Origin of the sequence: Pseudoduganella sp. UC29_71 (assembly GCF_042693265.1) — a bacterium.
In the GTDB taxonomy this organism is placed as follows: Bacteria; Pseudomonadota; Gammaproteobacteria; order Burkholderiales; family Burkholderiaceae_D; genus Rugamonas.
The window spans coordinates 2,597,428-2,623,958 of sequence record NZ_CP170549.1 but is presented as its reverse complement, the minus strand read 5'-3'; the positions used below and the strand labels follow the sequence as shown (position 1 = coordinate 2,623,958).

The window sequence follows — 26,531 nt, the reverse complement described above, 5'->3', positions numbered from 1 at the left end:
GCGGCTTGCGCCGGGAGCCCGCTTGCGGCATTAGCCGGGAACGCTTAGTCGCGGATTTCCAGCGCGCGGTTCAGGCTCAGCGCGGCGAGGGAACCCACCGCGCCGGACAGCAGGTACAGGCTGACGTAGGCCAGGCCGAAGTTGGCCGACAGGCCCAGCGCCACCAGCGGTGCGAAGCCGGCGCCCACCAGCCACGCCAGGTCGGACGTCAGCGCCGCGCCGGTGTAGCGGTACTTGGTCTGGAAGTTGGCGGTCACGGCGCCGGCGGCCTGGCCGTAGGACAAGCCCAGCAGCAGGAAGCCCACCATCAGGAAGATGTTCTGGCCCGCCTCGCCGCCGTCCATCAGCATCGGCACGAAGCCGCTGAAGACGGCGATCAGCGCGGCCAGGGTGCCCAGCGTGGTGCGGCGGCCGAAGCGGTCGGCCAGCAGGCCGGAGGCGATGATGCCGCCGGCGGCCAGCACCGCGCCCAGCATCTGCAGCTGCAGGAAGTCGCTCAGCGAACGGGTCGAGTACAGATTGATCCAGGACAGCGGGAACACCGTCACCAGGTGGAACAGGGCGTAGCTGGCCAGCGCGGCCAGCGCGCCGATCAGCACGTTGCGGCCTTGCGAGCGGGCCAGCTCCATCACCGGGGTCGGGTCCAGCTCGTGCTCGTCCAGCAGCTTGGTGTATTCAGTGGTGGACACCAGGCGCAGGCGGGCAAACAGGGCCACCACGTTGATGGCGAAGGCCACGTAGAACGGATAGCGCCAGCCCCAGTCCAGGAATTCCAGCGTGTTCAGCGCCGACAGCAGGAAGGAGAACAGCCCGGCAGCGAGGATGAAGCCGACCGGCGCGCCGAGCTGGCCCAGCATGGCGTACCAGCCGCGCTTGTTCTGCGGCGCGCTCAGCGCCAGCAGCGACGGCAGGCCGTCCCACGAGCCGCCCTGGGCGATGCCCTGGCCGATGCGCAGCACCGACAGCATGATCAGCGCAGTCATGCCCCAGTCCGCGTATTCGGGCAGGAAGGCGATGCCGGCGGTGGATGTGCCTAATAAGAACAGGGCGGCGGTGAGCTTGGCTTCGCGGCCGAAATGCCGCTGTAGTGTCATAAACAACACGGAGCCGATGGGACGCGCAAGAAACGCGAACGAGAAGATGACAAAGGAGTACAGTGTGCCGTCCAGGCGGCTTTCGAAGGGGAAGAAGACCTGCGGGAAGACCAGCACCGAGGCGATGGCGTAGACGAAGAAGTCGAAGTATTCGGACGCTCGGCCTATCACGACCCCGATGGCGATTTCGCCGGGTTGGATATGCCCATCCCTGGCATTGATGTTGCGCGCCCCTTGACTGGTTTGACGCGATGGATGTTCGGCGGGAAGATCGCCGTTGAATGTTGTCGTCGTGGCCATATTCCTTGTCTCGCTTATTAGTTGTACAACGGTCCGCCCCATGGGGTAGGACAAAGTGTCCAATGTCCAAGGAGAGCCGTTGTGGTTACAGTACCATGTTATTCATTTTATGTAACGTACATTACCGCATGAAATCTCCCTTGAACCATCGTGGATTGGCTCTTTTGCCACTGTTGTTGCTCGCAGGCTGCAACACCGTGGTAATGAACCCGTCCGGCGATATCGCCGCACAGCAGGCCCGCCTCGTGGTGGTGTCCACCTTGCTGATGCTGCTGATTGTCGTCCCAGTCATCGCACTGACCCTGTTCTTTGCGTGGAAGTATCGCCAAAGCAACACTGCCGCCAAATATGAACCCGATTGGGATCATTCCACCAAGCTCGAACTCGTGATCTGGGGCGCGCCGCTGCTGATCATCATCGTGCTGGGCCTGCTGACCTGGATCAGCACCCACCAGCTGGACCCTTACCGTCCGCTGTCCCGCATTGACGACAAGCGTCCGCTGGCCGCCGGCGTCAAGCCGCTGGAAGTGCAAGTGGTGGCGCTGGACTGGAAATGGCTCTTCATCTATCCGGAGCAGGGCATCGCCACCGTCAATGAGCTGGTGACCCCGGTTGACGTGCCTGTACGTTACAAGATCACCGCCTCGACCGTGATGAATGCCTTCTACGTGCCAGCCCTGGCCGGCATGATTTACGCGATGCCGAGCATGGAGACGCAGCTGAACGCGGTCATCAACAAGCCTGGCGTGTACGACGGCTTCTCGGCCAACTTCAGCGGTGCCGGCTTCTCGCACATGCGCTTCAAGTACCACGGCGTGAGCAATGCGGACTTCGACGCCTGGGTCGCCAAGGTCAAGGCTTCCGGTGCCGCCGGCGCCGTGGCGCTGGACCGCGCCGCGTACCAGGTGCTGGAAAAGCCGAGCGAAAAGGAGCCGGTGCGCTACTACCCGGCTGTCTCTGCCGACCTGTACGACGCCATCCTGAACCGCTGCGTCGGCGACGGCTCTACCTGCATCAACAAGATGATGGCGGATGACATCGTTCGCGCGAAAACTGCGGCCGAGCTGTGCAACACGCCGACTCCCGTGCCTAATCTTTCCATGAAGAGCAACAATGCAACACGATACTGATCTCATCTTCGGACGGCTGAGCTGGGAAGCGATTCCCTTCCATGAGCCTATCCTGCTGGCGACCTTCGCCGGCGTAGTGCTGGGCGGCATAGGCCTGCTCGGCGCCATTTCCTACTTCCGCCTGTGGGGTACCCTGTGGCGCGACTGGATCACCAGCATCGACCACAAGAAGATCGGCATCATGTACATGATCCTCGGTCTGATCATGCTGCTGCGCGGCTTTGCCGACGCGCTGATGATGCGCGCCCAGCAAGCGATCTCCTTCGGCGATTCGGCCGGCTTCCTTCCGCCGCACCACTACGACCAGGTCTTCACCGCCCACGGCGTGATCATGATCTTCTTCGTGGCCATGCCCTTCGTGACCGGCCTGATGAACTACGTGGTGCCGCTGCAGATCGGCGCGCGCGACGTGGCCTTCCCGTTCCTGAATAACTTCTCCTTCTGGATGACCGCCTTCGGTGCCATCCTGGTGATGGCCTCGCTGTTCGTGGGCGAATTCGCCCGCACCGGCTGGCTGGCCTATCCGCCGCTGTCCGGCATCCTCGCGTCGCCCGACGTCGGGGTGGACTACTACATCTGGTCATTACAGGTGGCCGGGGTCGGCACACTGCTGTCCGGCGTGAACCTGGTGGTCACCATCGTGAAAATGCGCGCGCCCGGCATGGACATGATGAAGATGCCAGTGTTCACCTGGACCGCCCTGTGCACCAACGCGCTGATCGTGGCCGTGTTCCCGGTGCTGACCGCCGTGCTGGCCATGCTGTCGCTGGACCGCACCTTCGGCACCAACTTCTTCACCAACGAGCTGGGCGGCAACCCCATGCTGTACGTGAACCTGATCTGGATCTGGGGCCACCCCGAGGTGTACATCCTGGTGCTGCCGGTGTTCGGCGTGTTCTCGGAAATCGTCTCGACCTACTGCGGCAAGCGCCTGTTCGGCTACACCTCCATGGTGTACGCCACCGTCGTGATCACCATCCTGTCCTACCTGGTATGGCTGCACCACTTCTTCACCATGGGCTCCGGTGCCAGCGTGAACTCCTTCTTCGGCATCACGACGATGATCATTTCGATCCCGACCGGCGCCAAGATCTTCAACTGGCTGTTTACCATGTACCGCGGCCGCATCCGCTTTGAAGTGCCGATGCTGTGGACCATTGGTTTCATCATCACCTTCGTCATCGGCGGCATGACCGGCGTGCTGCTGGCCGTGCCTCCGGCGGACTTCGTGCTGCACAACTCGCTGTTCCTGATCGCGCACTTCCACAACGTCATCATCGGCGGCGTGGTGTTCGGCGTGTTCGCGGCCATCAACTACTGGTTCCCGAAAGCCTTCGGCTACAAGCTGAACGCGTACTGGGGCAAGTGGTCGTTCTGGCTGTGGTTCGTGGGCTTCTACTTCGCCTTCATGCCGCTGTACGTGCTGGGCCTGATGGGCGTGACCCGCCGCATGAGCCACTTCGACGATCCTTCGCTGCAGATCTGGTTCCAGATCGCCGCGCTGGGCGCGGTCATGATTGCCGGCGGTATCGGCGCCATGCTGATGCAGTTCTGGGTCTCGTTCCGCGACCGCAAGCAAAACCTGGACGTCACCGGCGACCCATGGAACGGCCGCACGCTGGAATGGTCGACCTCGTCGCCACCGCCTGACTACAACTTCGCGTTCACCCCGCGCGTGCACGACAACGACACCTGGGCCGACATGAAGAAGAACGGCTACCAGCGTCCGCTGAAGGACTACGTGGCGATCCACATGCCGAAGAACACCTGGGCCGGCTTCGTCATCGCCGCGATCAGCGGCCTGGTCGGCTTCGCGCTGATCTGGCAGATGTGGCTGCTGGCCGGCCTTGCCTTCGTCGCCATGATGACCGCCATCATTGTTCACACGTTTAATTACAAACGCGATTACTACATTCCTGCGGAAGAAGTTGTCCGCACCGAAGATGCTCGCACCCAACTGCTGAATGCCCATGTCTGACGCTACCTTGAACCCAAGCTCGCGCTACTTCGTACGCGAGCACCATCCGGAAAACGGCACCTTGCTCGGTTTCTGGATCTACCTGATGAGCGATTGCCTGATCTTCGCCGTCCTGTTCGCAACCTACGCCGTGCTGGGCCGCAACTACGCGGGCGGCCCGACCGGCGCCGAGCTGTTCGACCTGAAGCTGGTGGCATTGAACACCTCGATGCTGCTGCTGTCGTCGATCACCTACGGCTTCGCCATGCTGGAAGCGGGCCGCAAGCGCCTGGGCGCCACCATGGGCTGGCTGGTGGTCACCGGCCTGTTCGGCGCGGCCTTCATCTCGCTGGAACTGTACGAGTTCGTGCACCTGCTGCACGAAAACGCCGGTCCGCAGCGCAGCGCCTTCCTGACCTCGTTCTGGTCGCTGGTGGCCACCCACGGCCTGCACGTGACCTTCGGCATCGTGTGGCTGATCACGCTGCTGTTCCAGCTGTCCAAGCATGGCCTGACGCATGAAAACATGCGCCGCCTGACTTGCCTGTCCATGTTCTGGCACTTCCTGGACGTGGTCTGGATCGGCGTGTTCACCTTTGTTTACCTGATGGGAGTTCTGCCATGAGCGATCACAACCACGACCACCATGGCCATGACGATCACGGCCACGGCCACGGCCACCACGGCCATGACGACCACAGTCACGGCAGCCTGAAGTCCTACACCATCGGCTTCATCCTGTCGGTGATCCTGACCGCCATTCCGTTCTGGCTGGTGATGGGCAATGTGTTCGCCAACCCGGCCACCACGGCCTTCACCATCCTCGGCTTCGCGGCCGTGCAGATCGTGGTCCACATGGTCTACTTCCTGCACATGAACGCGAAAGTGGAGGGCGGCTGGTCCATGCTGGCCATGATGTTCACGCTGATCCTGGTGGTCATCGTGCTGTCGGGCTCGATCTGGGTCATGTACCACATGAACGCCAACATGATGCCGGGCATGGACGCGCACCAGATGCGCAACATGCCATGATGTCCGCACCGCGCACCACCGGCGCGCCGCGCCTGCGCTCCGCAGGCCTGCGCTACACGCTGGTGGCCTGCGCGGTGCTCGTTATTGCAGTACTGCTCGCGCTGGGCACGTGGCAAGTCCAGCGCCTGCAATGGAAACTGGCTCTGATCGAACGCGTCGACGCACGCGTGCACGCGGAGCCGGTGCCCGCTCCCGGTCCGCAGGACTGGGCCAGGGTCTCCGCAGAGACCGATGAATACCGCCACGTCTTCCTGACGGGCAGATTGCTCCCCGAATACTCGACCAAAGCGCAGGCGACCACGGAACGCGGCCCTGGCTACTGGCTGCTCACCCCGCTGTGCCAGGCGGACGGCAGCATGGTCATCATCAACCGCGGCTTCCTGCCGCTGGACGCGGCCGCCACGCTGGAAGCCAGCCTGAACGCCACCGTGCCGGCCGGCACCGACGCCTGTGCCGCCGCCGCGCTGGCAGGGCGCGCGCCGGTGCGCCTGAACGGCCTGCTGCGCATCAGCGAAGTGGGCAAGGGGCCGCTGGGCCTGCGCAGCAACGACCCGGCGCAAAACCGCTGGTATGCGCGCGACGTGCACGCCATCGCGGCCGCGCGCGGCCTGCAGACGGCGCGCGTGGCGCCATACTTCGTGGACGCCGACGCCGGCCAGTACGTGGCCGACCTGGACCAGGCCGCGCGCCCCTTCGGCGGCATGACCGTCATTTCCTTCCCGAACAATCACTTGGTTTATGCTCTCACCTGGTACGCGCTGGCTGCTATGATGGCGGCCGCGCTGGCGTGGGTGATCCGCGACGAGCGCCGCCGCGCCGGCAAATAGCGCGGCGCGGCGGCACGCAGGCTGCATAACTCAGGCGAGGGACCATGTCGGGCCAACTACTTTCAATAGCAAAATTGCCTTCCTTCCTGGCGGCGGCCAAAGCCGGACAGGCGGCGGGGCACCAGAACATGCAGCAGCTGATCCAGCTGCGCTGGATCGCTGTGGTCGGCCAGGTCACCACCATCGCCGTGGTGGCCTGGGGCTTCGGCATCAAGCTGCCGCTGGTCTACATGCTGGAAGTGCTGGCCTGCCTGATCGCCTTCAACGTGGCCAGCCAGCTGCGCTGGCATGAAAAGTGGGCCGTGTCCAACGCCGAGCTCTTCGTCGCCATGCTGGTGGACGTGGCCAGCCTCACGGCGCAGCTCTACCTGAGCGGCGGCACCTCCAATCCCTTTGTCTACCTCTACCTGCTGCAGGTCATCCTCAGCGCGGTGTTGCTGGAAGCGTGGTCCACCTGGACCATTGTCGGCATCACCAGCGCCTGCCTGGCGGGGCTGGCCGTGTGGTCCAAGCCCATCGAGCTGCCGCTGTTCCACGAGCGCGGCTACTTCAGCCTCTACATCCAGGGCATGCTGATCTGCTTCGCGCTGAACGCGGCGCTGCTGGTGGTGTTCATCACCCGCATCATGAGCAATCTGCGCGCCGGCGACGCCATGCTGGCCAGCATGCGCCAGCGCGCCGTCGAGGAAGAACATATCGTCCGCATGGGCCTGCTCGCTTCCGGCGCCGCGCATGAACTGGGCACGCCGCTGGCCACCTTATCGGTCATACTGGGGGACTGGCGGCGCATGCCCGAATTCAGCAGGAACCCCGAGCTGCTGGAAGAGATCGGCGAGATGCAGGCGCAGCTGGCGCGCTGCAAGTCCATCGTCAGCGGCATTTTGCTGTCGGCGGGCGAGGCGCGCGGCGAGTCGTCCACCCGCACCACCATCAACACCTTCCTGGACGATCTGGTGGGGGAGTGGCGCGCCAGCCGCCCGGTGGCCTCGTTCGAGTACGACAACCGCATCGCCGACCTGCCGGTGGTGTTCGATTCGGCGCTCAAGCAAATGATATGCAATGTGCTGGACAATGCGCTGGAAGCGTCGCCCGAATGGGTGCGGCTGGAAGCGACCTGCGAGGCAGACGCGCTGCAGCTGCTGGTCAGCGACAACGGCCCTGGCTTTGCGCCGGAGATCCTGGAGCAGTTCGGCAAGCCCTACAATTCCAGCAAGGGCAAGCCGGGCCGTGGGCTGGGCCTGTTCCTGACGGTGAACGTGGCGCGCACGCTGGGCGGGACGGTGACGGCCAGCAACCGGCCCGAGGGCGGCGCTGCAGTGTTGCTGACGCTGCCGCTGGCGGCCATTGCAGTGGAAGAGGAATAAGAATGACGGAAGAAGAAGTACGCCAGCTCATCATCATCGAAGACGACGCCGCCTTCGCGCGCACGCTCGGCCGTTCCTTCGAGCGGCGCGGCTACCAGGTGCTGCTGGCGGCCAGCCTGGAGGAAGCCGAGGCGCTGCTGGAGGAGCACTCGCCCGGCTACGCGGTGGTGGACCTCAAGCTCAAGAACAACACGTCCGGCCTGCTGTGCGTGCAGATGCTGCACGCGCATGACCCGGACATGCTGATCGTGGTGCTGACCGGTTTTGCCAGCATCAACACGGCGGTGGAGGCGATCAAGCTGGGCGCCTGCCAGTACCTGGCCAAGCCGTCCAACACGGACGACATCGAGGCCGCGTTCGCCCATGTGGCCGGCAGCGCGGAAGTGGAAATGACCAACCGCTCCACGTCCATCAAGACGCTGGAATGGGAGCGCATCCACGAAGTGCTGGCGGAAACCGATTTCAACATCTCCGAGGCCGCGCGCCGCCTCGGCATGCACCGCCGTACGCTGGCGCGCAAGCTGGAAAAGCAGCGCGTCAAGTAGCGCGTCAAGTAGCCTGCCTGCACACAGCAATGGACAAGTCCTTGTCCCTCCAAGTAAGATGGCATTTTTGATAACTGCGTGGAGAAGCGCGTGACGACACACCGACTGCGGTTCCCGGCCGCCGTGGCCGCCATGGTTGCCATGGCCGCCTTGCCTGGCACTGTGCGAGCCGACGCCAGGGATGGCGCCGCGCCCGCCGCCAGCACCCGCGCCGTGGCGGACTTCAGCAAATGCGCCAAGCCGGCCTGGCCTGTCGAGGCGTTGCGCCGCGAGCAGCAGGGCCGCGTCACGCTGGCGTACAGGATAGGTGCGGACGGCAGCGTCGAGGAATCGAAGGTCACCAAGTCCAGCGGCTATCCCCTGCTGGACGAGGCGGCGCGCTTCGGCCTGGCCAAGTGCACCTTCAAGCTGGCCACGGTGAACGGCAAGCCGCAGTCGGCGTGGATGCAGATGCAGTACGTGTGGACCCTGGAGCAAGGCGCCAACGATCCCGCCAGCCAGGCGGCGTTTGCGCAAACCCGCGCTGCGGCCGAAGCCGGCGACGTCGACGCGCAGCGCAAGCTGGGCGAAATGTACCAGCAGGGCAAGGGCGTGGCGCGCGACGCCGCGCAGGCGCTGGCCTGGCTAACCAAAGCGGCCGAGGCCGGCAATGCGGAAGCCCAGTTCGGGGTCGCGTCCTTCTACCTGGCCAGCGGCAGCGGGGCGGTGAGCGGCGCCGACGCGCACCAGTGGCTGCTGAAGGCGGCCGAGCAGGGGCACGCCATGGCCATGGTGGGCTTGTCCGCGCAATATTCGATGGGCAAGGGCGTCGACAAGGACCCGGTGCAAGCTTTCGCCTGGATGCGCAAGGCGGCCGACGCCGGCGTGCCGCGCGCCTTCGCCGGCCTGGGGTGGATGTATCAGACCGGCCAGGGCGTCGAACCGGACCCGGTGGAAGCGGTGCGCATGCTGCGCCGTGGCGTGGAACTGGGCGACCAGGCGGCGGTCCAGGGCCTGGCCCTGGCGCTGAACCAGTCCCACGCGCCGCGCGACCACGAGGAGGCGGTGGCACTGCTGCTGAAAGGGGCGGAGAAGGGCAACCCGGTCATGCAGACGCTGCTGGGCAAGGCCTACCGCGACGGGCGCGGCGCGACTGCCGATGCGGCTGCGGCGGCCGAATGGTTCCGCAAGGCCGCCGCGCAGAGCTATGCCGAGGCGCAGTTCGCCTATGCCGACGCGCTGGAGCAGGGCGCCGGCGTGCGCAAGGACGACGCGGAGGCGCTGCGCCTGTATGAACTGGCCGCGCGCGCCGGCTGGCCGGCGGCCTTGCAGCGCATGCTGGCAGTGGCCGAACGCGGCGAACTGGGCCGTCCGGTCGACGTGGCCGCCGCCGCCATGCTGCGCAGCAGGCTGGGCGCGGCCGGCGGCAGCCGGTAGGCAGCGTATGGGGGGCGCCATGGCTCAAGGTGCTGGCGGCTGCCGTGCTGGCCGCCATTATCGCTGCCGCCGGCGCCGGCAGGCTGCGCGGCATGCTGGAAGACGACGAGTCGCCGGCGCAGCTGGCGGCGCTGGCCGCGCAAGTGCGGCCCGGCGAGGTGGTCCTCTACACCACCAGCGATTGCCTGTACTGCAACATCGCCAAGGAATGGCTGCGGCAGCGCCATTTCGCCTATGCCGAATGCAATATGAGCGTCAGCCAGGCCTGCGTCCGTGAATACGAAGCCTATGGCGCGCGCGGCACGCCTTTCCTCGTCGTGCGCGGCGAGCAGATGCGCGAAGGCTTCCAGGCCGCCGTGTTCGTCAAAATACTGAAGCACCGGCCATCGTGAGCTGGAAGTGCTATCCTTTTCGCCATGTTGTTAAATGGAGCGAGATCGATGCAACACTTTCTGGAATCGTATTGCGCGCGGGTGGGCTATACGGGCGAGCGCGCGCCCACGCTGGGCACCCTGCGCGCCTTGCAGCAACTGCATCCAGCCACCATCCCCTTCGAGGCCATGGACCCGCTGCTGCACCAGCCGGTGGACCTGTCGCCTCAGGCGGTGGACGCCAAGCTGATCGCGGGCCGGCGCGGCGGCTACTGCTTCGAACAGAACAGCCTGTTCAAGCGGGTGCTGGAAGCGCTGGGTTTCAGCGTGGAGGGCTTGATTGCGCAGGTGCGCTGGCAGCTGGGGCCGGAGGCGACATTGCGACCGCGCACGCACATGGTGCTGCGCGTGACGATAGACGGCACGCCGTGGCTGGCCGATGTGGGCTTCGGCAGCTGCGTGCTGACCGCGCCGGTGCGCTTCGACCTGGCCGGGCCGCAGGACACCCCGCACGAGCGTTTCCGCCTGAGCCCGGCGGCCGGCAACGAGCAGTTGCTGGAAGTGGAAATCGGCGGCGACTGGCAGCCGGTGTACCAGATCTCGCCGGCCTTGCAGACCGTGGGCGACTACGAGATGGCCAATTATTTCACGGCCACGCACCCGGACTCGCACTTCCGCCACAAGCTGATCGTGGCGCGCACCACGCCGCAGGCGCGCCACGCGCTGCTGCAAAACCGGCTCACGATACGCGCGCCGGACGGCAGCGCCACGCGCAGCTATCTGGATGCGGACGGGCTGGAACAGGCCCTGCGCGACGTGTTCCTGCTGCCGGTCGCGCCGGCGTGGCGGCCGGTGCTGGCAGCGGCCGCCGCCACCGTATGGGAGGAGGCCGCGCGCTGAGCGCGGCGGCGGACGGACTCAGCAGCCTTGCGCCGTGCACAGCGCGGCGATATTGCCGCTGGTGAAGCGCGGGCCGTTGAAGGTCTGGCCGAAGGTGCCGGTGCAACTGCTGCTGTCGTAGCCGTGCACCACGGAATCGACGTGGTTGCCGCCCCGGTAGTCGCGCAGCCATGGGCCGCCGCTGGAGCCGAAGGTCATCGAGCAGCCGGTGTTGAGCACCGCGCTGCCGCCGCAGCTGCCGCTGGGGCTGAAGCTTTCGGACGCGCAGGCCTGCAGCGTGTTGCCCCCGCCCAGGTTGCCCGGATAGCCCAGCGCATGCTGGCTGAGCACGCTGCCATAATTCCAGGAGCGGCCCAGCCAGCCGGTGTAGAAGGTGACGCCGCGCCCGGCCGAGTCCGGCTGTAGCGCGATCAGGCACACGTCGGACGCCACGTCGCCGTTGTTGATCCAGCTGGTGAGGATGCGCGCCTGCGACCAGGTGAAGGTGCCGAAGGGCGCGTTGCCGCTGTTGTAGGCCGGGGCGAAGGCCCAGCCCCCTATCCAGTTGTTGGTGGCGCGGTTGTAGCAGCAATGCGCCGCCGTGACGATGATGTTGTTGCCGCTGATGACCGAAGCGGAACAGGTGCCGGCGTTGGTGAACAGCTTGCCGATCGCGCGCGGCGTGTTGTTGTTGCCGGTTTCCTGGTACTGCGTGAAGATGTCGGCCGTGGCGTGCGCCGGGCCGGAGCGGGCCAGCGCGGCCACGGCGGTCAGCGCGGCCAGCGCCATGATGGTGTGCTTGTCCATGTCAGCTCTCCCTGGGTGATTGGCGTTTGATTAGCGTTGCTGCTGCTCGGGTGCCTTCCAGTCGTCGGGGTGCAGGCGCCGCGCTTCCTCGTCGGCCTTGGGGTCGGGCGCGCCGCCTTCCGCGTGCTCGGGCTTGGCGCCGGCCAGCGCCTTCTTCTCGGCCGCGGTCTGCGCCTTGCGCCTGGGTTTGCCGGTGGTCGCGTTCCAGTCCAGCGGCTTGGCGTTCAGCCTTTGCTCGCGGGTCTGGTAGGACGGCTCGGCCAGGGTGCGCGCCGGGTCCGTGTCGCGCTTGATGCTGGTGGTGGGGTCTTGCGGCGCTGCGAGGGCGGGGCCGGCCATGCACAGGGCGGCCAGGGCAGCGAGGGATGTTGATGTCGTCGACATATACGCCTCCTTTAGGTGAAGCGGGCGGTCCGGCCCCGCTTGCTAAAGTTCAGCCTAGGCCGCTGCGGTCGATATGCAATGTTTTGTATGAAGCGGGTTGACGCAGGTCATGGCGCGTCCAGTTCATGGATGGCCGCTTGCAGCGCCTCGAAAGTGGCCGGCTTGGTCAGGTGCCGGTCGAAGCCGGCAGCCAGGGCGTTGTCGCGGTCGCGCTCCTGGCCGTAGCCGCTGAGCGCCACCAGGCGCACGCCGGCTAGCGCGGGCAGCTTGCGCATGGCGCGCGCCACTTCGGTGCCGGGCAGGTCGGGCAGGCCGATGTCGAGAAACACCAGATGCGGGCGGAACTCGAGCGCCAGGCGGATGGCCTCGGCGCCGGTGTGGGCGATGGCCACCTCATGGCCACAATAGCTGAGCAGCGAGGCCACGATGTCGGCCGAGTCGACGCTGTCGTCCACCACCAGCACGCGGCGGGCGGACGCGGCGGCAGCGGGCGCGCCGCCGGTGGCGTCTTCGCCGGCATGGCGGGGATTGTCGGCGTTGCCGGCATGGTCGGCATGGCCGGCGGCGGCCGGCGCGGCGCACAGCGGCAGGCGGATCTCGAACGCGCTGCCCTGGCCCTCGCCGGCGCTGCTGGCTGCCACGCTGCCGCCGTGCAGGTCGATCAGCGTTTTCACTAGCGACAGGCCGATGCCGAGGCCGTCCTGCACCCGGTCGCTGGTATGGCCGGCCTGCGCGAACAGCGTGAAGATGCTGTCGATCTGCCCCGGCGCGATGCCGATGCCGTTGTCGCTGATGCGTATCAGCGCCTCGCCGCCGTCGCGCACCAGGCTGGCGCGGATGGCGCCGCCCAGCGGGGTGAACTTGAAGGCGTTGTTGAGCAGGTTGCCGGTGATTTGCGCCAGCCGCACGGCGTCGCCGGACACCCACAGCGCTTCCTCCGGCAGCTGCGCCGCCAGGCTGTGCCGGCGGCGCGCGGACGCCTCGCCCACGCTGTCGAGCACCGAGCGCATCAGCTCGCCCAGCTCGACCGGCGCCACCCGCAGCGCGATCTTGCCCTGCGAGATGCGCGACACGTCCAGCAGGTCGTCCACCAGCCGCACCATGTGGTCGGTCTGGCGGATGATCATCTGGCGCGCGCTCTCCTGCGGCGGCGGCGCGTACGGGTCAAGGTTGCGCAGCAGTTCGACCGCGTTGCGTATCGGCCCCAGCGGATTGCGCAGCTCGTGCGCCAGGATGGCCAGGAATTCATCCTTCAGGCGGTTCACCTCGCGCAGCTCGCGTTCGGCCCTGGCCAGGCGCAGCAGGGCGCGCACATTGGCCACCAGTTCCTCCGGCTCGATCGGCTCGGTCAGGTAGTTGTCGGCGCCGCTGTCCAGCGCGTGCACGCGGTCCGGCGAGGCCACGTAGGAGGCCGACGTCTGCAGCACCAGCACCATGGCCGTGTCGGGATTCTGCTTGAGGCGGCGGCACACTTCGAAACCGCTCAGGTCGGGCAGCTTGGTGTCGAGCAGCACCAGCGTCGGCCTGTCGCTGGCCACCTTGGCCAGCGCTTCGCCGCCGCTGGCCGCTTCGATCACCTGGAAGCCGGCGCGCTGCAGGATGCGCGACTTGGCATAGCGCGCCGCTTCGGTATCGTCGACGTTGAGGATCAGGTCTTGCGACATCATGGGGCCTCGGGCAAATGGGGGAAGCGGGCGCCGTTGCCGGTCGGGGCCAGATACAGTGCATTGAGCTGCGCCAGCAGTTCGGCGCGCGGCACCGGCTTGACGAAATAGGCGTCCGCGCCCAGCGCGTAGGCCTTCTGGCGGTCCGCCACCTCGGAGGCGATGATCACCGGCACGTGGCGGCGCCGCTCGTCGTTCTTGGTTTGCGTCAGCCAGCGCCAGGTATCGGTGCCGTTCAGGTACAGGTCGAGGATGACGGCCGCCGGCGGCGCGGCGTTCCAGGCCTGCTCGGCCTCCCACAGGCTGCGCGCCCACACGGCGCGGTAGGGCGTGTTGCGGAAGAAGCTGCGGTACAGCAGCATGGCGGTGCGGTCGTCCTCGACCACCAGCACCGGAATGCCGCCGCCCTCGGCGGCGGCGCCGGCGCCGCCGGCCGGCAGCTCGGCCAGCAAGGGCGCCGGTTCGCGCAGCTGGCACGGCAGGGTGGCGTAGAAGGTGGAGCCGACGCCCGGCGTGCTGTTCAGCCCGACCCGGCCGCCCAGCAGCCCGGCCAGCTTGCGGCACAGCGGCAAGCCCAGGCCGGTACCCTTGGCGCTGCGCTGCAGCGCGTGCGCCACCTGGCTGAATTCCTCGAACACCATCTGCTGGTGCTCGGGCGCGATGCCGATGCCGCTGTCCTGTACGGCAAAGCGCACGCCGCTGTCGTTGGGCAGCAGCTCGGCCGACACGCGCACCTGGCCCGCCTCGGTGAACTTGAGTGCGTTGGAAATGAAGTTGCGCAGGATTTGCGACAGCTTGGCCTCGTCGCTGAACATCTGCAGCGGCGGGTCGGGCATGTCGAACAGCAGCTCCACCTGCGGGCTGACCAGCAGCGGGCGCAGCATGCCGCGCAGCGCGCTGAACATCTCGCCCACGTCGAAGGCGTCGGCGTGGACGTCGATCTTGCCGGCCTCGATCTTGGCCAGGTCGAGCAGGTCGTCCACCAGCTCGGCCAGCGAATCGGCGCTTTTCAGGATGTAGCCGACCTGCTTTTCCTGCTCGCTGCCCAGTTCGCCGTCGGTGCGGTCGAGCAGCAGCTTGGACAGCGCGCGGATCGAATTGAGCGGGGTGCGGAACTCGTGGCTCATATTGGACAGGAAGCGCGTTTTCATCTCGTCGGCGCCGCGCAGGTATTCGGCCTGCTGGTCCAGCTCCGCGTACAGGGCCACCACGCCGCGGTTGGTGTCCTCCAGTTCGCGCGTGAGCTGCAGCAGCTCGTCCTGGCGCGCGTTCAGTTCGGCCAGCGTGGCCAGCAGCTCCTTGTTCTGCTGCTGCATCTCGGACAGCGCCGCGTCCGGCGGCAGCGCGTGCAGCTGGGCGCCCAGCGCGCCCACCGCCGCCGCCGTCAGCAGCGGGGCGTCGGACGGCAGCAGTTTCTTGAGCAGGATCATGGTGCCCTTGCCGGGCGCGGTGTCGATGTCGCACTGGTCCATCAGGCGGCGCGCGCCCAGCAGGCCCAGGCCCATGCCGGTGCTGGACTGATAGCGCCCCGACAGCACCAGCTGCAGGTTGGCGATGCCCGGCCCCTGGTCTTCGATGCGGACCACCAGCAGCTGCGGCACGGTGGCGCCTTCCACGCTGAATTCGATGCGGCCGTGGCCGGCATAGTTGTAGACATTGCGCGCCAGTTCGGACACGGCGGTGGCGATGCGGGTCTGGTCCTGGGCGCCGAAGCCGCACAGCAGCGCGATCTGGCGCGCGCGCTGGCGCGAGGCCACCACGTCCACTTCGGCCACGATGGCCAGGCTGAGGATGCGCAAGCTCATGCCAGGCCTCCCTGCCGGTCGCGCAGCACCAGCACGGTCACGTCGTCGCTGCGGCGCGAGAAATCGCGGTACAGCACGGCGGCCACGACGGCCGGATGGCGCGCGGCCAGGCCGGGATAGTCGTCCAGGTTCCAGCGCGAGCCGAGGCCGTCGCTGTGCAGGATCAGCATGCTGTCGTGGCCCCACGGGGCGGGAAACTCCTGCACCTTGCGCATATTGCTGCCGACGATGCCGTTGTGCGACACCAGTTGGCGGCGCGTGCCGCCGCTCCAGGCGTGGCAGGCGATGTTGCCGATCCCGGCCAGCTGCAGCCCGCCGGCCAGCATGTCGATCCGCACCACGGCGGCGGCGGCGCCGCGCGTGGCGCGCAGGGCGCCGTGCATGTCTTCCAGCAGCACGGACGCCGGCTGTTCCGGCGCGGCCATGGCGGTGTGCACCGCCGCGCGCGAGGCGTCGGCAGCCAGCGGGCCGTGGCCCAGGCCGTCGGCCACCAGCACGGTGGCGCTGGTGGCGCCGCAGGCCAGCGCCCAGGCGTCGCCGCACACGGTCTCGCCGCGCATGGGCAGGCAGACCGCGCCCACCTCCAGCGCCATGGCGGGCGGGCCGTCGCCGGGCTGGCCGGACACGGGCTGCCGCTGCTGCCATATGGCCAGCCAGATCGCCGTGCCCTGGCCCGGCGCGCTATAGGCGTCGAAACCGCTCGACAGGCGCTGCATGGCGCCCAGGCCCACGCCGTAGCTGCCGGCCGTAGTGCGCCCGTCCTGCAGGCTGACGGCCAGGCTGGCCATGCCGGGGCCGCCGTCCAGCGCCAGCACTTCCACGCCGGCGCGGCCGTGGGCGTACAGGGGCCGCAGCAGGATTTCGCCGTGGCCGGCGTGCTTCAGGATGTTGCTGGCGGCTTCGGTGACGACGATGGCCAGTTCGCCGGCGCGCACCGGGTCCAGGCCCGCTTGCGCGGCCAGTTCCGCCGCCGCGCGGCGCGCGGCCGCCACGTGGGTGGCGTCGGATACCGGGCAGCACAGCTGCAGCGGATTTAGTAGGGTTTCCATTTGGTGATGCTAACGGTAGTGCCGGCGCCAGGCGCCGACGTGATATCGAACTCGTCCGCCAGCCGCTTGGCGCCGGACAGTCCCAGGCCCATGCCGCCGCCGCTGGTGTAGCCATCGGTGAGGGCGCGGGAAATGTCGTCGATGCCGGGGCCGTCGTCGGTGAAGACCAGCCGCAGGCCGCGCCGCATGCCATTGTCCACTTGCGCCAGATGGGCTTCGCCGCCGCCGCCGTAGCGCAGCGTATTGCGCGCCAGTTCGCTGGCGGCCGTCACCATCTTGGTCTGGTCGATCAGGCTGAAACCCTTGGCCACCAGCAGTTCGCGCACCAGCTGGCGCAGCCGTACCACGTCTTCGTCCAGCCGCAGCGGCACCACTGCGGCGCCGGGTGGCGGCGCGTTCATTCGATCTGGCGGTGAAGCAACTGCACGCCTTTTTCGACGTTGAGCGCAGTCTGCACGCCTTCCAGCTTCAGTCCCAGTTCGACCAGCGTGATGGCCACGGCCGGCTGCATGCCCACCAGCACGGTGTGCGCGTCCAGCACGCGCGCCATGGCGGCGGTGTTGCTGATCATGCGGCCGATAAAGGAATCGACGATGTCGAGCGTGGAGATGTCGATCAGCACGCCGCGCGCGCGGTCCTGCACGATGCGCGCGGTCAGGTCGTCCTGCAAGGTCATGGCCAGCCTGTCGTGCATGTCAACCTGGATGGTGACCAGCAGCAGCTGGCCCATCTTGAGTATCGGGATGCGTTCCATGCCGGCCTCAGGCGGCCTGGTGGTAGGTAACGGACGCGCCCAGCCGCTTCATGGCGGTCTGGAAAGCGTCCGCCAGCGTGGCCTTGGTGGTCACGTCCTCCAGGTTCACGCCCAGGTGCACGATGGTTTGGGCGATCTGCGGCCGGATGCCGCTGATGATGCAGTCGGCCCCCATCAGGCGCGCGGCGGCCACGGTCTTGAGCAAATGCTGGGCCACCAGGGTGTCCACGGTGGGCACGCCGGTGATGTCGATGATGGCGATCGAGGCGCCGGTGTCGATGATCTTCTGCAGCAGGTTTTCCATCACCACCTGGGTGCGGGCGCTGTCGAGCGTGCCGATCAGCGGCAGGGCCAGCACGTCGCGCCACAGCTGCACCACCGGGGTGGACAGTTCCAGCAGTTCCTGCTGCTGGCGCAGGATCACGCCTTCGCGGTTGCGCTGGTACTCCTCGACGGTGTACAGGCCCAGGCGGTCGAACAGAGCGCCGCTGTCGGCCAGCTCGCCGCCCAGCGCGGCCGCGTCGTGCGCCAGCTCGGCGCGCAGGCTGGCGAACAGCGGTTCCTTGAGCGCGAACACGAAGGTGGCCGTTTCCGTCGGGGTGTAGCCCTGGCGCACGCGGCTGGCGGAAATTTCGCTCAGCAGCTGGCGCACTTCGCTCCAGGCCGCACTGTCGATGTCGTAGTTGGCGCCGGCCGCGGTGGCCTGGATCAGCAGCGGCAGCAGGCGCGCCGCTTGCTGGCGCACGTCGTGCTCGGCGGCCTTGTCGCGCCGGACCGTGCGCGACAGCATGGTGCTGAGCCAGCCGTCCAGCAGCGCTTCCTGGTTTTTGCTCAGTATGTTGGCGAGATGGCCGGTGCTCTGCTTGCTCATGCGTACTCCACGGAAAATGGATTAGGGAGCACGGAGTCTAACAGCAAAACCCGTCAAGCTTGGTTAAATTGAAATATGGCGTGCCCGGCCGCATGCGGCGGCCGGGTAATGGGGCGGCTCCGGGCAGCCCCGGGCAGCCGGGGGCTGCTTTACAGCTTGTAGCTGGCCTGGATGGAGAAGGAACGGCCGGCCAGCGGCAGGTCGAACGGCAGCGCCAGGCCCGGCGCCAGCGACGGCTCGCGGGCATCGGCGTCGAACAGGTTGCGCACGGCGGCCGAGAAGTTCCACTGGTTCTTGCCGCGCCGCGTGGACACGGTCAGGTCCAGCGTGTGGTAGTCGGCGATCGGCGCGCGCAGGTCGCCGGCGGCACGCTTGCGGTCGGCCACCCAGTTCAGCTGCGGCGACAGCGTGTAGCTGCCGCCAAACTGCCAGTCGGCGCGGGCGAACAGGTGGTGGTGCGGCGCGTAGCCGGCGTCGGTATCGGTGGTCTTGTCGACCGAGCGCTGCCAGGCGTAATTGCCCACCAGGCGCAGGTCGCGGTTCACGCTCCAATTGCCTTCGAGCTCCATGCCGTGGCCGACCTGGCTGCCGGTGTTGGCGAAGGTCGAGCCGGTGCCCGCCACCGCGTTGGGCACCAGGCGGATGATGTTGCCCATGGCGTAGCGGTACAGCGTCAGGTTGACCTGGGCGTCCGCCTGCGCCTGCCAGGCGAAGGCGGCCTCCACGGTGCGGTCGGTTTCCGGTTTCAGGCTCGGATTGCCGCGCGAGACCGGATTGGATTCGCCGTATGCTTCAATGAAGGCCGGCGCGCGGAAGGCGCGGCCGTACAGCAGCTTGGCGGTCAGGTCGAAGCTGGCATCCCACACCAGCGCCACGCGCGGATTGGTGGTGCCGCCAAAGTCGGAATAACGGTCGTGGCGGACGCCGGCGGTCAAACTCCAGTCGGTGGCCACGCGCCATTCGTCCTGCGCATAAATATAGTCGATGCGGCGCTGGTGCGGCCGCAGGAAAGGATCGGTCTGGCTGAAGTCCACCAGGCCGGGCAGGGGAATCGGCGTGCCGTTGGGGGCGTAGCTGAAGTTGCGGATCTCGTGCGTGCGGTACATGTCCAGATCGTCGTGTCCGATGCCCAGGCGCACGTGGTGGCCTTCGAAGCCGCTGTAATCGGCGTAGGCCGTCAGGCGGGTATTGCGCTCCGAGGTCTCCGGCGCTCCTATCATGCCGTTGGGGAAGACGCCGGTCGGGAAGCGCGCGCCGGCCGGCAACAGGACATAACCCGGCAGATGCTGGATATAGGATTGCGTGTTGATGCTCACGCCCACGCCCCAGTCGCGCGTGAGCTGCGGATCGGCCCAGGCCAGGCTGGTATTGATGCGGTCGCTGCGGCCGGTGCCGACCGGGTCCAGTGCGGAAGCAATGCCCGCGCCGCTGCCCAGATCGTCGCGCAGCTTGTAGCCGAGGCGGGCGCGCCACTTGCCGTAGGTGGCCTCCAGATTCAGGTCGACGGCGTCGCCGCCGGTGTTCACGCCGCCTGGCGCCAGGCTGGCATGGGTGCCAAACAGCGTGTCGTTGCGGGTCTGGGCGTCGGCCCTGAGGGTGCTGTGCTGGCCGTCGGTGCTGCCGACGCGCAGGAAGGCGGCGATCTCGACCGGGCCGAGCTTGCCGCCGTGCTGCACCCAGGCGTCGCGCGACTGGTAGGAACCCACGCGCGCGCCGATTTCGGTACCGGCAGCTTCAGCCGGCCCCTTGGTAATGATGTTGATCACGCCGGCAAACGCGTCCGAGCCGTACAGCGCCGAACCCGGGCCGCGGATGATTTCAATGCGCGAGATGTGCTCGACCGGGAACGTGCCCCACAGATTGCCCTTGTTGCCGGTATACAGCGTGGTCACCGGCACGCCGTTTTGCAGCACCAGCACTTGCGGCGCATATTGGCTGAACACGCCGCGCATGATGTACAGCGGCGTGTAGCTGTTGGGGCTGCGCGCGATGTGCAGGCCCGCCACCGTTTCCAGTACATGATCGAGGTCGGTGGCGCCCATGGCGGCAATGTCGGCCGCCGTCACCACCGAAGCCACGGCCGGCGCGCGGCGCAGCGATTGCAGGTTGCCGGTGGCGATGCTGACGCTGTCGGCATCGCCATACACCATGGTCAGTTCGTCTTCTTCGCTGCTGGGGCCTGCTTGCGCATGAGCCTGGGATTGTGCCGCCAGGGCGGGCAGGGCCAGGGCCACTGCCAGCCAGATACGAGATGCGCGGGAAGACTTCAAGTCTTATCTCCAGATTGTGATATTTTTCCCATTGTAGCGTGGCACGATTTGCTCATGGGACAAAAAAGCAAGGTCTGTTGCAAGCTTGCAGCTTGCTAGGAAAGCACTACGCTGCCGCTTGCATGCCGCCGCGCTTCCAGGCGCGCGGCGCCGGGCCGGTATAGCTGACCGCGCTGCACGGCGTGGCGAACAGCACACCCTCCGGCTTTTCCGCCGCCTCCACCACGCACGGCGCCATCCCGGCGATGAAGATCGGCATGCGCAGCAGCTGCAGTTCGCGCACCGACATGCCCATGTCGGCGATGATGGCCGCATGCAGGCCCGAGTAGTTCATGTGCAGCTGGCCGTAGCGCGACAGCAGCACTTGCTCGACCTGCCACGCCAGCGCCAAGTGCGGGCCGTTGTGCAGGCCTAGGCGCTCGGCCAGCGCCATGATGAAGGGAATGCGCTCATCGTGGGAGTTGATCGGGCGGCCGAAGCCGTAGATCTTGCTGCGCTCGGTCTCGGCCCACACGACCTTGGCCAGGTCCGCGCCGGCCTGCACCTGGCGCAGCGCCTCCTGCAAAAAGGTCATGCACAGCATGGTGGCCTGGCCGCCGTAGGTGGTCGCTTCCGACACGGCCATGCCGGCCACCATGGCCATCGACGCGCTGCTGCGCGCGCTGCCGGCCAGCGCCGCCACGCGGTTGTTCCACAGGCGCGCGTCCGGATACGAGGTATGGGTCCACATGGCTTGCACCAGCTCGGCCTGTGCCTCGGTCAGGTGGCGCCCGGTAATGCCGTAGGCGTACAGCTGCACCCATTGCAGGCCGCACAGTTCGCGGTGCAGGTCGTGGCCGCGGAATACCGCATGGCTGCCGGGGAAGGCGGCGCCCACCTTGGTGTGCAGACGGCCGGCGTGATGCTGCAACAGCGCCGGGCCTTGCAGGACTTCGTGAAGTGGGGCGCTCATGCTGCCTCCTTTTCGGCGGCGGGCGCCGGCACCGGCGGCGTGGCGGCCGGGTCCAGCTCCAGTTTGTAGAAGGGGAACTGCTTGAAGCCGACGGCTTTCTGTTCCAGCGCGTGGGCGGCGGCGCCGGGCAGGCGCAGCAGCAGATACAGCATCTCGCCCTCGTCCGGACTGAAGCCGAGGTCGCCGAACACGCAGGCAGCCACGCCGCACATGGCCAGCGGCAGGCCGGCGGCGGCGCGCGCCTGTTCCTGGCCGGCGTGCAGCCAGGCCGTCTGCGGACCGGCGCCCATGCGCACCAGCGTCGCCAGCAGCTGGCTGATAGGTAGCGGCGTGGACACGCCATGCGGATCGAAGCCGGGGAGGTGCGCCTGCTCCGGCCACACGTCCACCGGATCGCTGGCGCGCGCGGCGTGGTGGGCGCGCCAGGCGTCCAGGTCCGCGCCGCAGCTGCGCCACATCACCATGGCGTCGTGCACCTCGCGCGCGCCGCCGGAACGGCCTGCGCCCACGGCCAGCGCGGCCATCAGCGACGAGGCGGCGGTCGACCCGCCCACGCCGCCGCACATGGCGGCGTGCACCGAGCCGTCGCGCGGCCCGGGATTGGCCAGCGCCACGGCCAGCGCCTCCAGGACGTCCAGCTCGGCGCCGGCCGGCAGCTCGCTGCGCAGCAGCAGCCACAGCATCTCGACCCAGCGCGCCTGGCCGGCCATGGCGCCGTACACGTCATAGCCGCGGCAGTAGGCGGCGCGGGTGGCAAAGGGATTGTCCGCCTCCGGCACTTCCTGCCAGATGGTGGTGTGGATCAGGTCCTTGGGCGAGGGGATGGCAGCACGGGTGGTCATCGCGGCTCCTTATTGTCCATCGTCCATCAGCACGCGCAGGCGGCTGCCCATGGGCGGCACTTCCTCCGGGTCGATGTAGACGTCCAGCAGGGTCGGGCCGGGGTAGTTGCAGATGCTCTTGATGTCCAGCTCCTGCATGTCCTTGGCCGAGCGGATGGTGTGGCCGCGCCCGCCCAGCGCGCGCGACAGGGCGGCGAAGTCGGTCTGCGGCAGCTCGTAGCCGATCTGCTCGGCCCCGCCCAGGCGCTGGCCGTGCTTGACCATGCCCAGTGCGGCGTCGTTGAGCACCACGAAGATCACGCACTGCTGTTCGGCCACGGCCACCGACAGTTCCTGGCCGCTCATCAGCATGCTGCCGTCGCCGGTGATGCACACCACGGGCGCGGAGGCGTTGCCGGCCGCCGTGCCGATGGCCGCGCCGATGGCCCAGCCCATGGGCGCGAAGTGGCTGGTCAGGCGCAGCCAGCCGCCGGTGCTGCGGCGCTTGCCCAGGTCGCGCGCGCGCGTGCCGTCGGCGCTGCGCCGCTCGCCCATGCGGCGGTCCTGCGGCTGCAGGTAGTGCGCGGCCCAAGCGATGCTGTTTCCGGCGTCGGCCAGGAAGCGGGTGTTGTGCGGGAACAGCTCGCCCAGTTCCTTCATCAGGCGCTGCGGCTTGATCGGCGTGGCGTCGCTGAAGTAGGCGTGCGGCGCTTCCAGCATATCGGAGGTGCGCCAGGCCTTGAAGGACAGTTCGCGCATGGCGCGGCGGTGCGCCGTGGCTTGCTCGTCCTGCGGGTTTTCCTGCTGGATGTGGGAGATCAGGCGGTCGAACACCAGGGCCAGGTTGCCGCGCAAGTGCATGCGCGCCATCGGCGTGCGCGCCAGGTGCTCTTCCGATTCGTCGATGTGAACCAGGCGGTTGTTGAGCAAGCTGTCGCACCAGCCGCCGGTGTTCCATTCGCCCATGCTGGTGCCGGCAGCCAGGATCAGGCCCACCGTGGGGTCGCGCAGGGCCGCTTCGGCGGTGGCGTGGCCGCCGAAGCCGAACACGCCGCGGTACAGCGGGTGCTGCGGGCTGACCAGGCCCTTGGCGTCAGGCGTGGTGACGAGGGTGGCGCCTTTCAGCGTGCAGAACTGCAATATGGAGTGGATCGATTCGCCGCAGCCGGCGCCGGCCAGCACCACCACGTTGCGGGCGCGCGCCAGCAGTTCGCGCAGGCGCTCGATGCCGGTGTCGTCGACCAGGCCGGCCGGCTGCAGCAGGCTGTTCATGTCGTAACCGGGGCCGCGCAGATTGCTGGGGGCGCGGAACACGTCGACCGGCACGCTCAGGTGCACCGGACCGGCGGGCGAGCGGCTTGCATGCTGCAATGCGGTAACCAGCTTCCATTCCAGCTGCTGCGGATGCGATACCAGGGAGTTGTAGCGGGTGCAGTGGCGGAACATGCCAAGCACGTCGATGCCGGTGCAGGCCGACTCCTGCAGCGTGTGTTTGCCGAAGGAGGGCAGGGCCGGCTGGCCGGAAATGACCAGCATGGGCACGCTGTTGGCGTAGGCGGTGGCGACGGCGGTGAGCATATTGGTGGCGCCGGGGCCGGAGGTGGCGACGCACACGCCCATCTTGCCGGTTTCGCGGGCATAGCCGTCCGCCATGAAGGCGGCGCCGGCCTCGTGGCGCGCCACAATATGGCTCAGGTTGCCGCCCCGGCGCTGGTTGCGGGCGATGGCGTCGTACAGCGGCTCGATGGCGCCGCCCGGCACGCCGAACACGTAGTCGACGCCGATCTGTTCCAGGTAGGCCACCAGCAGGTCGGCCATGTCCATGGCGTGCTGGGTGTTCTTTGCGGCGGCAGGGCGTGACTTCTCCTGTCGTTCAAACTCGACATTGTCAAACATGTAAGCTCCTCAATATGGGCGAATCGGCTTTCCGATAAGCCGATATTTACTAGCAGTTTTGCAACACAGTGTTCCGAAAGGCAATAAATGTTGCAGCGCGAGATAATAGCTTAAATTTAAGGCAATGTGTGACTTTTGGAGAGAATTAGTGAAAATAATCTATTGCCGAGACGGCACTATATGTTTCTTTGGGGATTTATAGCGTGAACGCGGCGCGCACCTGCACCGCGCGCGGCGCCATCGGCAAGTCGTTGGGGATGGCGCCGGGCGCCAGGCTGGGCTCGCGCACGTCCGCATTGAACAGGTTGCGCAGCGCCAGTGAGAATTCACAGTGGCGCAGCAGGCGGCCGGTACTGAAGGCCAGGTCCACCGTGGTGTAGTCCGGCACTTTGGGGCGCGTGTCCCCGGGCGCGCGGCGGCGGTCGGCCACGCGGTTGAACTGCGCGCTGAGCATGCCCCAGCCGGGCACGCGCCAGTCCAAGCGGCCGTTGAGGTGGTGGCGCGGGGCGTAGCCGGCGTCCTGCCCGCTGGCGTCGTCGATGGAGCGCTGCCAGGCGTAGCTGCCGGCCACCTGCACCGTGCGCGCCGCTTCCCACACCGCTTCCAGCTCCAGTCCCTTGCCGTGCTGGTTGCCGGTGTTCTGGAAAGTGGCGCCGGTGCCGGCCTGCGCGTTAGGCACGCCGCGGATGATGTCCTGCATCGCATGCCGGTACAGGTTCAGGTTCAGCTGCAGCCGCTGGCCGGCCTGCCAGGCCAGCGCCGCCTCCAGCGTGCCGATGCGCTCCGGCTGCAGGGCGGGGTTGCCGCGCTGGACAGGATTGTTGATGCCGTATTGTTCGTTGAAGGACGGGGCGCGGAAGGCGCGGCCGTACAGCAGCTTGGCGGTCAGGTCCAGCGCCGCGTCCCACACCACGGCCAGGCGCGGGTTGGTGGTGCCGCCGAAGTCCGAGTAGCGGTCGTGGCGCACGCCGGCCGTCAGCGCCCAGTCGCGCGCGAACTGCCATTCGTCCTGCGCGGTGACGTAGTTCACCGTGCGGCGCTGGGGCAGCAGGAAGGGCTGGATCTGCGAATAGTCGATCACCGGGCCGGTTGGCACGGGCACGCCGGCCGGATTGAAGACGTAGTTCTTGAACGTGGCGGTGTGGTACATGTCCAGGTCGTCATGCCCCAGGCCGAGGCGCAGCTTGTGGCCGGTCCAGCCGTGGTAGGTGGCATGGGCCGACAGCCTGAGCTGGCGCTCGGAGGTGTCCGGGTGGCCGATGAAGCCGTCCGGGAACAGGCCGGTGGGGAAGCGCGTGCCGGGCGGCGAGAGCCGCAGGTCGGTGGTGATGCGCTGCTTGTACTGCATCACGCTGGCGGCCGCGCCCGCACTCCAGTTGTCGGCGAGGGCGGCGTCGGTCCAGCCCAGGTCGGCAAGCATGCGCTCGCCGCGCTCCTTGCCGACCGGGTCCAGCGCCGAAGCGACGCCGGCGCCCGTGCCGGCGTTGTAGCGCAGCTGATAACCGGTGCGCAGCCGCAGCTGCGGCCATTGCGCCAGCGCCAGGTCAAGATGGGCGTCCACCGCGTCGTAGCCGGTGTTGACGGGGCCGGGCGCCAGCGAGGCGCGGGTGCCGAAGACTTTGTCGCGCGCGCTTTGCGCGTCGGCCGTCACCAGGGAACGCGCGCCGTCCGCGTTCCCCGCGCGCACATAAGCCGCCACGTCCAGCGGCCCCAGCTTGCCGCCGTGCTGGACCCAGGCTTCGCGCGTGTGGAAGGAGCCGCCGCCGGCGCCCAGCTGCGTGCCCGGTATGTCGGCCGGCCCCTTGGTGACGATGTTGATGACGCCGCTGAACGCGTCCGCGCCGTACAGCGCCGAGCCGGGGCCGCGGATAATCTCGATGCGGGCGATATGGTCGACCGGATAGCCGCCCCAGATGGTGCCGCGGCTGCCGGTCAGCAGCGTGGTCATCGGCACGCCGTTCTGCAGCATCAGCATTTGCGGGTTGTTGACGCTGTAGATGCCGCGCGCGATGTAGAGCGGTTCGTAGTTGATGGCCGCGCGCGCCACATGCATGCCGGGCACGGTTTCCAGCACCTGGTCCAGGCCGGTGGCGCCCATCGCGGCGATGTCTTCGGCCGTGATCACCGTGGCCACCGCCGGCGCGCGGCGCAATGGCTGCGCGCTGCCGGTGGCGATGCTGACCGAGGACTTGTCGCCGTAGACCTGGGCCAGCTCCTCTTCCTCGCTCAGGTGCGCCTGGCCGGAACCCGGCGCGGCGGCCGCCGCCGGCAAGGGCTGGGCGGCGCCCAGCAGGGCGATCAGGGTGGCGGGCAGGCAGGTGAGCAGTCGCATGGAGTCTGGTC

24 protein-coding genes are annotated in these 26,531 nt (G+C 67.6%); 10 read left to right on the top strand and 14 right to left on the bottom strand.

What is annotated here, in order from left to right:
• Positions 1 to 44: 44 nt before the first annotated feature.
• Positions 45 to 1,394, bottom strand: a complete 1,350-nt coding sequence (locus tag ACFJI2_RS11460) for an MFS transporter (protein WP_377705112.1) — start codon at positions 1,392 to 1,394, stop codon at positions 45 to 47.
• A gap of 128 nt (positions 1,395 to 1,522) precedes the next feature.
• Between ACFJI2_RS11460 and cyoA the strand changes: the two genes are divergently transcribed.
• The 10 genes from cyoA (at position 1,523) to ACFJI2_RS11410 (ending at position 10,936) form a co-directional block, all read left to right on the top strand.
• Positions 1,523 to 2,524, top strand: coding sequence for a ubiquinol oxidase subunit II (cyoA, locus tag ACFJI2_RS11455; protein WP_377705111.1), 1,002 nt, complete (start codon positions 1,523 to 1,525; stop codon positions 2,522 to 2,524).
• Complete coding sequence (gene cyoB / locus ACFJI2_RS11450) at positions 2,508 to 4,502, top strand: cytochrome o ubiquinol oxidase subunit I (RefSeq protein ID WP_377705110.1); 1,995 nt, start codon at positions 2,508 to 2,510, stop codon at positions 4,500 to 4,502. Before cyoA ends, cyoB begins: the two co-directional genes overlap by 17 nt.
• The gene (gene cyoC / locus ACFJI2_RS11445) at positions 4,495 to 5,106 is read left to right on the top strand and encodes a cytochrome (ubi)quinol oxidase subunit III (protein WP_377705109.1); all 612 of its coding nucleotides are present in this window, start codon (positions 4,495 to 4,497) and stop codon (positions 5,104 to 5,106) included. Before cyoB ends, cyoC begins: the two co-directional genes overlap by 8 nt.
• The gene (gene cyoD / locus ACFJI2_RS11440; RefSeq protein WP_377705108.1) at positions 5,103 to 5,513 is read left to right on the top strand and encodes a cytochrome o ubiquinol oxidase subunit IV; all 411 of its coding nucleotides are present in this window, start codon (positions 5,103 to 5,105) and stop codon (positions 5,511 to 5,513) included. Before cyoC ends, cyoD begins: the two co-directional genes overlap by 4 nt.
• Positions 5,510 to 6,340: an SURF1 family protein gene (locus ACFJI2_RS11435; RefSeq protein ID WP_377705107.1), complete on the top strand. Its 831-nt coding sequence runs from the start codon at positions 5,510 to 5,512 to the stop codon at positions 6,338 to 6,340. The genes cyoD and ACFJI2_RS11435 overlap by 4 nt, the downstream gene beginning before the upstream one ends.
• A gap of 44 nt (positions 6,341 to 6,384) precedes the next feature.
• Positions 6,385 to 7,704: an ATP-binding protein gene (locus tag ACFJI2_RS11430; RefSeq protein WP_377705106.1), complete on the top strand. Its 1,320-nt coding sequence runs from the start codon at positions 6,385 to 6,387 to the stop codon at positions 7,702 to 7,704.
• 2 nt (positions 7,705 to 7,706) lie between these two features.
• Positions 7,707 to 8,249, top strand: coding sequence for a response regulator transcription factor (locus ACFJI2_RS11425; protein WP_132132359.1), 543 nt, complete (start codon positions 7,707 to 7,709; stop codon positions 8,247 to 8,249).
• A 90-nt stretch (positions 8,250 to 8,339) separates the two neighbouring features.
• The gene (locus ACFJI2_RS11420) at positions 8,340 to 9,665 is read left to right on the top strand and encodes a TonB family protein (protein ID WP_377705105.1); all 1,326 of its coding nucleotides are present in this window, start codon (positions 8,340 to 8,342) and stop codon (positions 9,663 to 9,665) included.
• Between the two features lie 44 nt (positions 9,666 to 9,709).
• Entirely contained in the window at positions 9,710 to 10,057 is a 348-nt protein-coding gene (locus ACFJI2_RS11415) for a glutaredoxin family protein (RefSeq protein ID WP_377705104.1), read from the top strand.
• Between the two features lie 48 nt (positions 10,058 to 10,105).
• On the top strand, positions 10,106 to 10,936 hold the full coding sequence (locus ACFJI2_RS11410) for an arylamine N-acetyltransferase (RefSeq protein ID WP_377705103.1): 831 nt from the start codon (positions 10,106 to 10,108) through the stop codon (positions 10,934 to 10,936).
• 18 nt (positions 10,937 to 10,954) lie between these two features.
• Here the strand turns inward: ACFJI2_RS11410 and ACFJI2_RS11405 are convergent, their stop codons facing one another.
• From ACFJI2_RS11405 to ACFJI2_RS11345, 13 genes are all read right to left on the bottom strand, one after another.
• Positions 10,955 to 11,722, bottom strand: coding sequence for a trypsin-like serine peptidase (locus ACFJI2_RS11405; protein WP_377705102.1), 768 nt, complete (start codon positions 11,720 to 11,722; stop codon positions 10,955 to 10,957).
• A gap of 30 nt (positions 11,723 to 11,752) precedes the next feature.
• A complete protein-coding gene (locus tag ACFJI2_RS11400) occupies positions 11,753 to 12,106 on the bottom strand; it encodes a hypothetical protein (RefSeq protein WP_377705101.1) in 354 nt (117 codons plus the stop codon).
• Between the two features lie 107 nt (positions 12,107 to 12,213).
• Complete coding sequence (locus ACFJI2_RS11395; protein WP_377705100.1) at positions 12,214 to 13,773, bottom strand: response regulator; 1,560 nt, start codon at positions 13,771 to 13,773, stop codon at positions 12,214 to 12,216.
• Positions 13,770 to 15,575, bottom strand: coding sequence for an ATP-binding protein (locus ACFJI2_RS11390; protein WP_377705099.1), 1,806 nt, complete (start codon positions 15,573 to 15,575; stop codon positions 13,770 to 13,772). The genes ACFJI2_RS11395 and ACFJI2_RS11390 overlap by 4 nt, the downstream gene beginning before the upstream one ends.
• Complete coding sequence (locus ACFJI2_RS11385; protein ID WP_377705098.1) at positions 15,572 to 16,624, bottom strand: ATP-binding protein; 1,053 nt, start codon at positions 16,622 to 16,624, stop codon at positions 15,572 to 15,574. The genes ACFJI2_RS11390 and ACFJI2_RS11385 overlap by 4 nt, the downstream gene beginning before the upstream one ends.
• Entirely contained in the window at positions 16,609 to 17,025 is a 417-nt protein-coding gene (locus ACFJI2_RS11380) for an anti-sigma regulatory factor (RefSeq protein WP_377705097.1), read from the bottom strand. Before ACFJI2_RS11380 ends, ACFJI2_RS11385 begins: the two co-directional genes overlap by 16 nt.
• Entirely contained in the window at positions 17,022 to 17,378 is a 357-nt protein-coding gene (locus ACFJI2_RS11375) for an STAS domain-containing protein (RefSeq protein WP_377705096.1), read from the bottom strand. The genes ACFJI2_RS11380 and ACFJI2_RS11375 overlap by 4 nt, the downstream gene beginning before the upstream one ends.
• 7 nt (positions 17,379 to 17,385) lie before the next feature.
• On the bottom strand, positions 17,386 to 18,249 hold the full coding sequence (locus tag ACFJI2_RS11370) for an STAS domain-containing protein (protein ID WP_377705095.1): 864 nt from the start codon (positions 18,247 to 18,249) through the stop codon (positions 17,386 to 17,388).
• Positions 18,250 to 18,398: 149 nt separating this feature from the next.
• The gene (locus ACFJI2_RS11365) at positions 18,399 to 20,519 is read right to left on the bottom strand and encodes a TonB-dependent receptor plug domain-containing protein (protein ID WP_377705094.1); all 2,121 of its coding nucleotides are present in this window, start codon (positions 20,517 to 20,519) and stop codon (positions 18,399 to 18,401) included.
• Between the two features lie 106 nt (positions 20,520 to 20,625).
• Positions 20,626 to 21,471 (bottom strand): hypothetical protein, encoded by an 846-nt coding sequence (locus tag ACFJI2_RS11360; protein WP_377705093.1) that lies wholly within the window; start codon positions 21,469 to 21,471, stop codon positions 20,626 to 20,628.
• Complete coding sequence (locus ACFJI2_RS11355) at positions 21,468 to 22,313, bottom strand: citryl-CoA lyase (RefSeq protein ID WP_377705092.1); 846 nt, start codon at positions 22,311 to 22,313, stop codon at positions 21,468 to 21,470. Before ACFJI2_RS11355 ends, ACFJI2_RS11360 begins: the two co-directional genes overlap by 4 nt.
• 9 nt (positions 22,314 to 22,322) lie before the next feature.
• On the bottom strand, positions 22,323 to 24,188 hold the full coding sequence (locus ACFJI2_RS11350; protein WP_377705091.1) for a thiamine pyrophosphate-binding protein: 1,866 nt from the start codon (positions 24,186 to 24,188) through the stop codon (positions 22,323 to 22,325).
• Positions 24,189 to 24,384: 196 nt separating this feature from the next.
• Positions 24,385 to 26,520, bottom strand: coding sequence for a TonB-dependent receptor plug domain-containing protein (locus tag ACFJI2_RS11345; RefSeq protein WP_377705090.1), 2,136 nt, complete (start codon positions 26,518 to 26,520; stop codon positions 24,385 to 24,387).
• Positions 26,521 to 26,531: the final 11 nt, after the last annotated feature.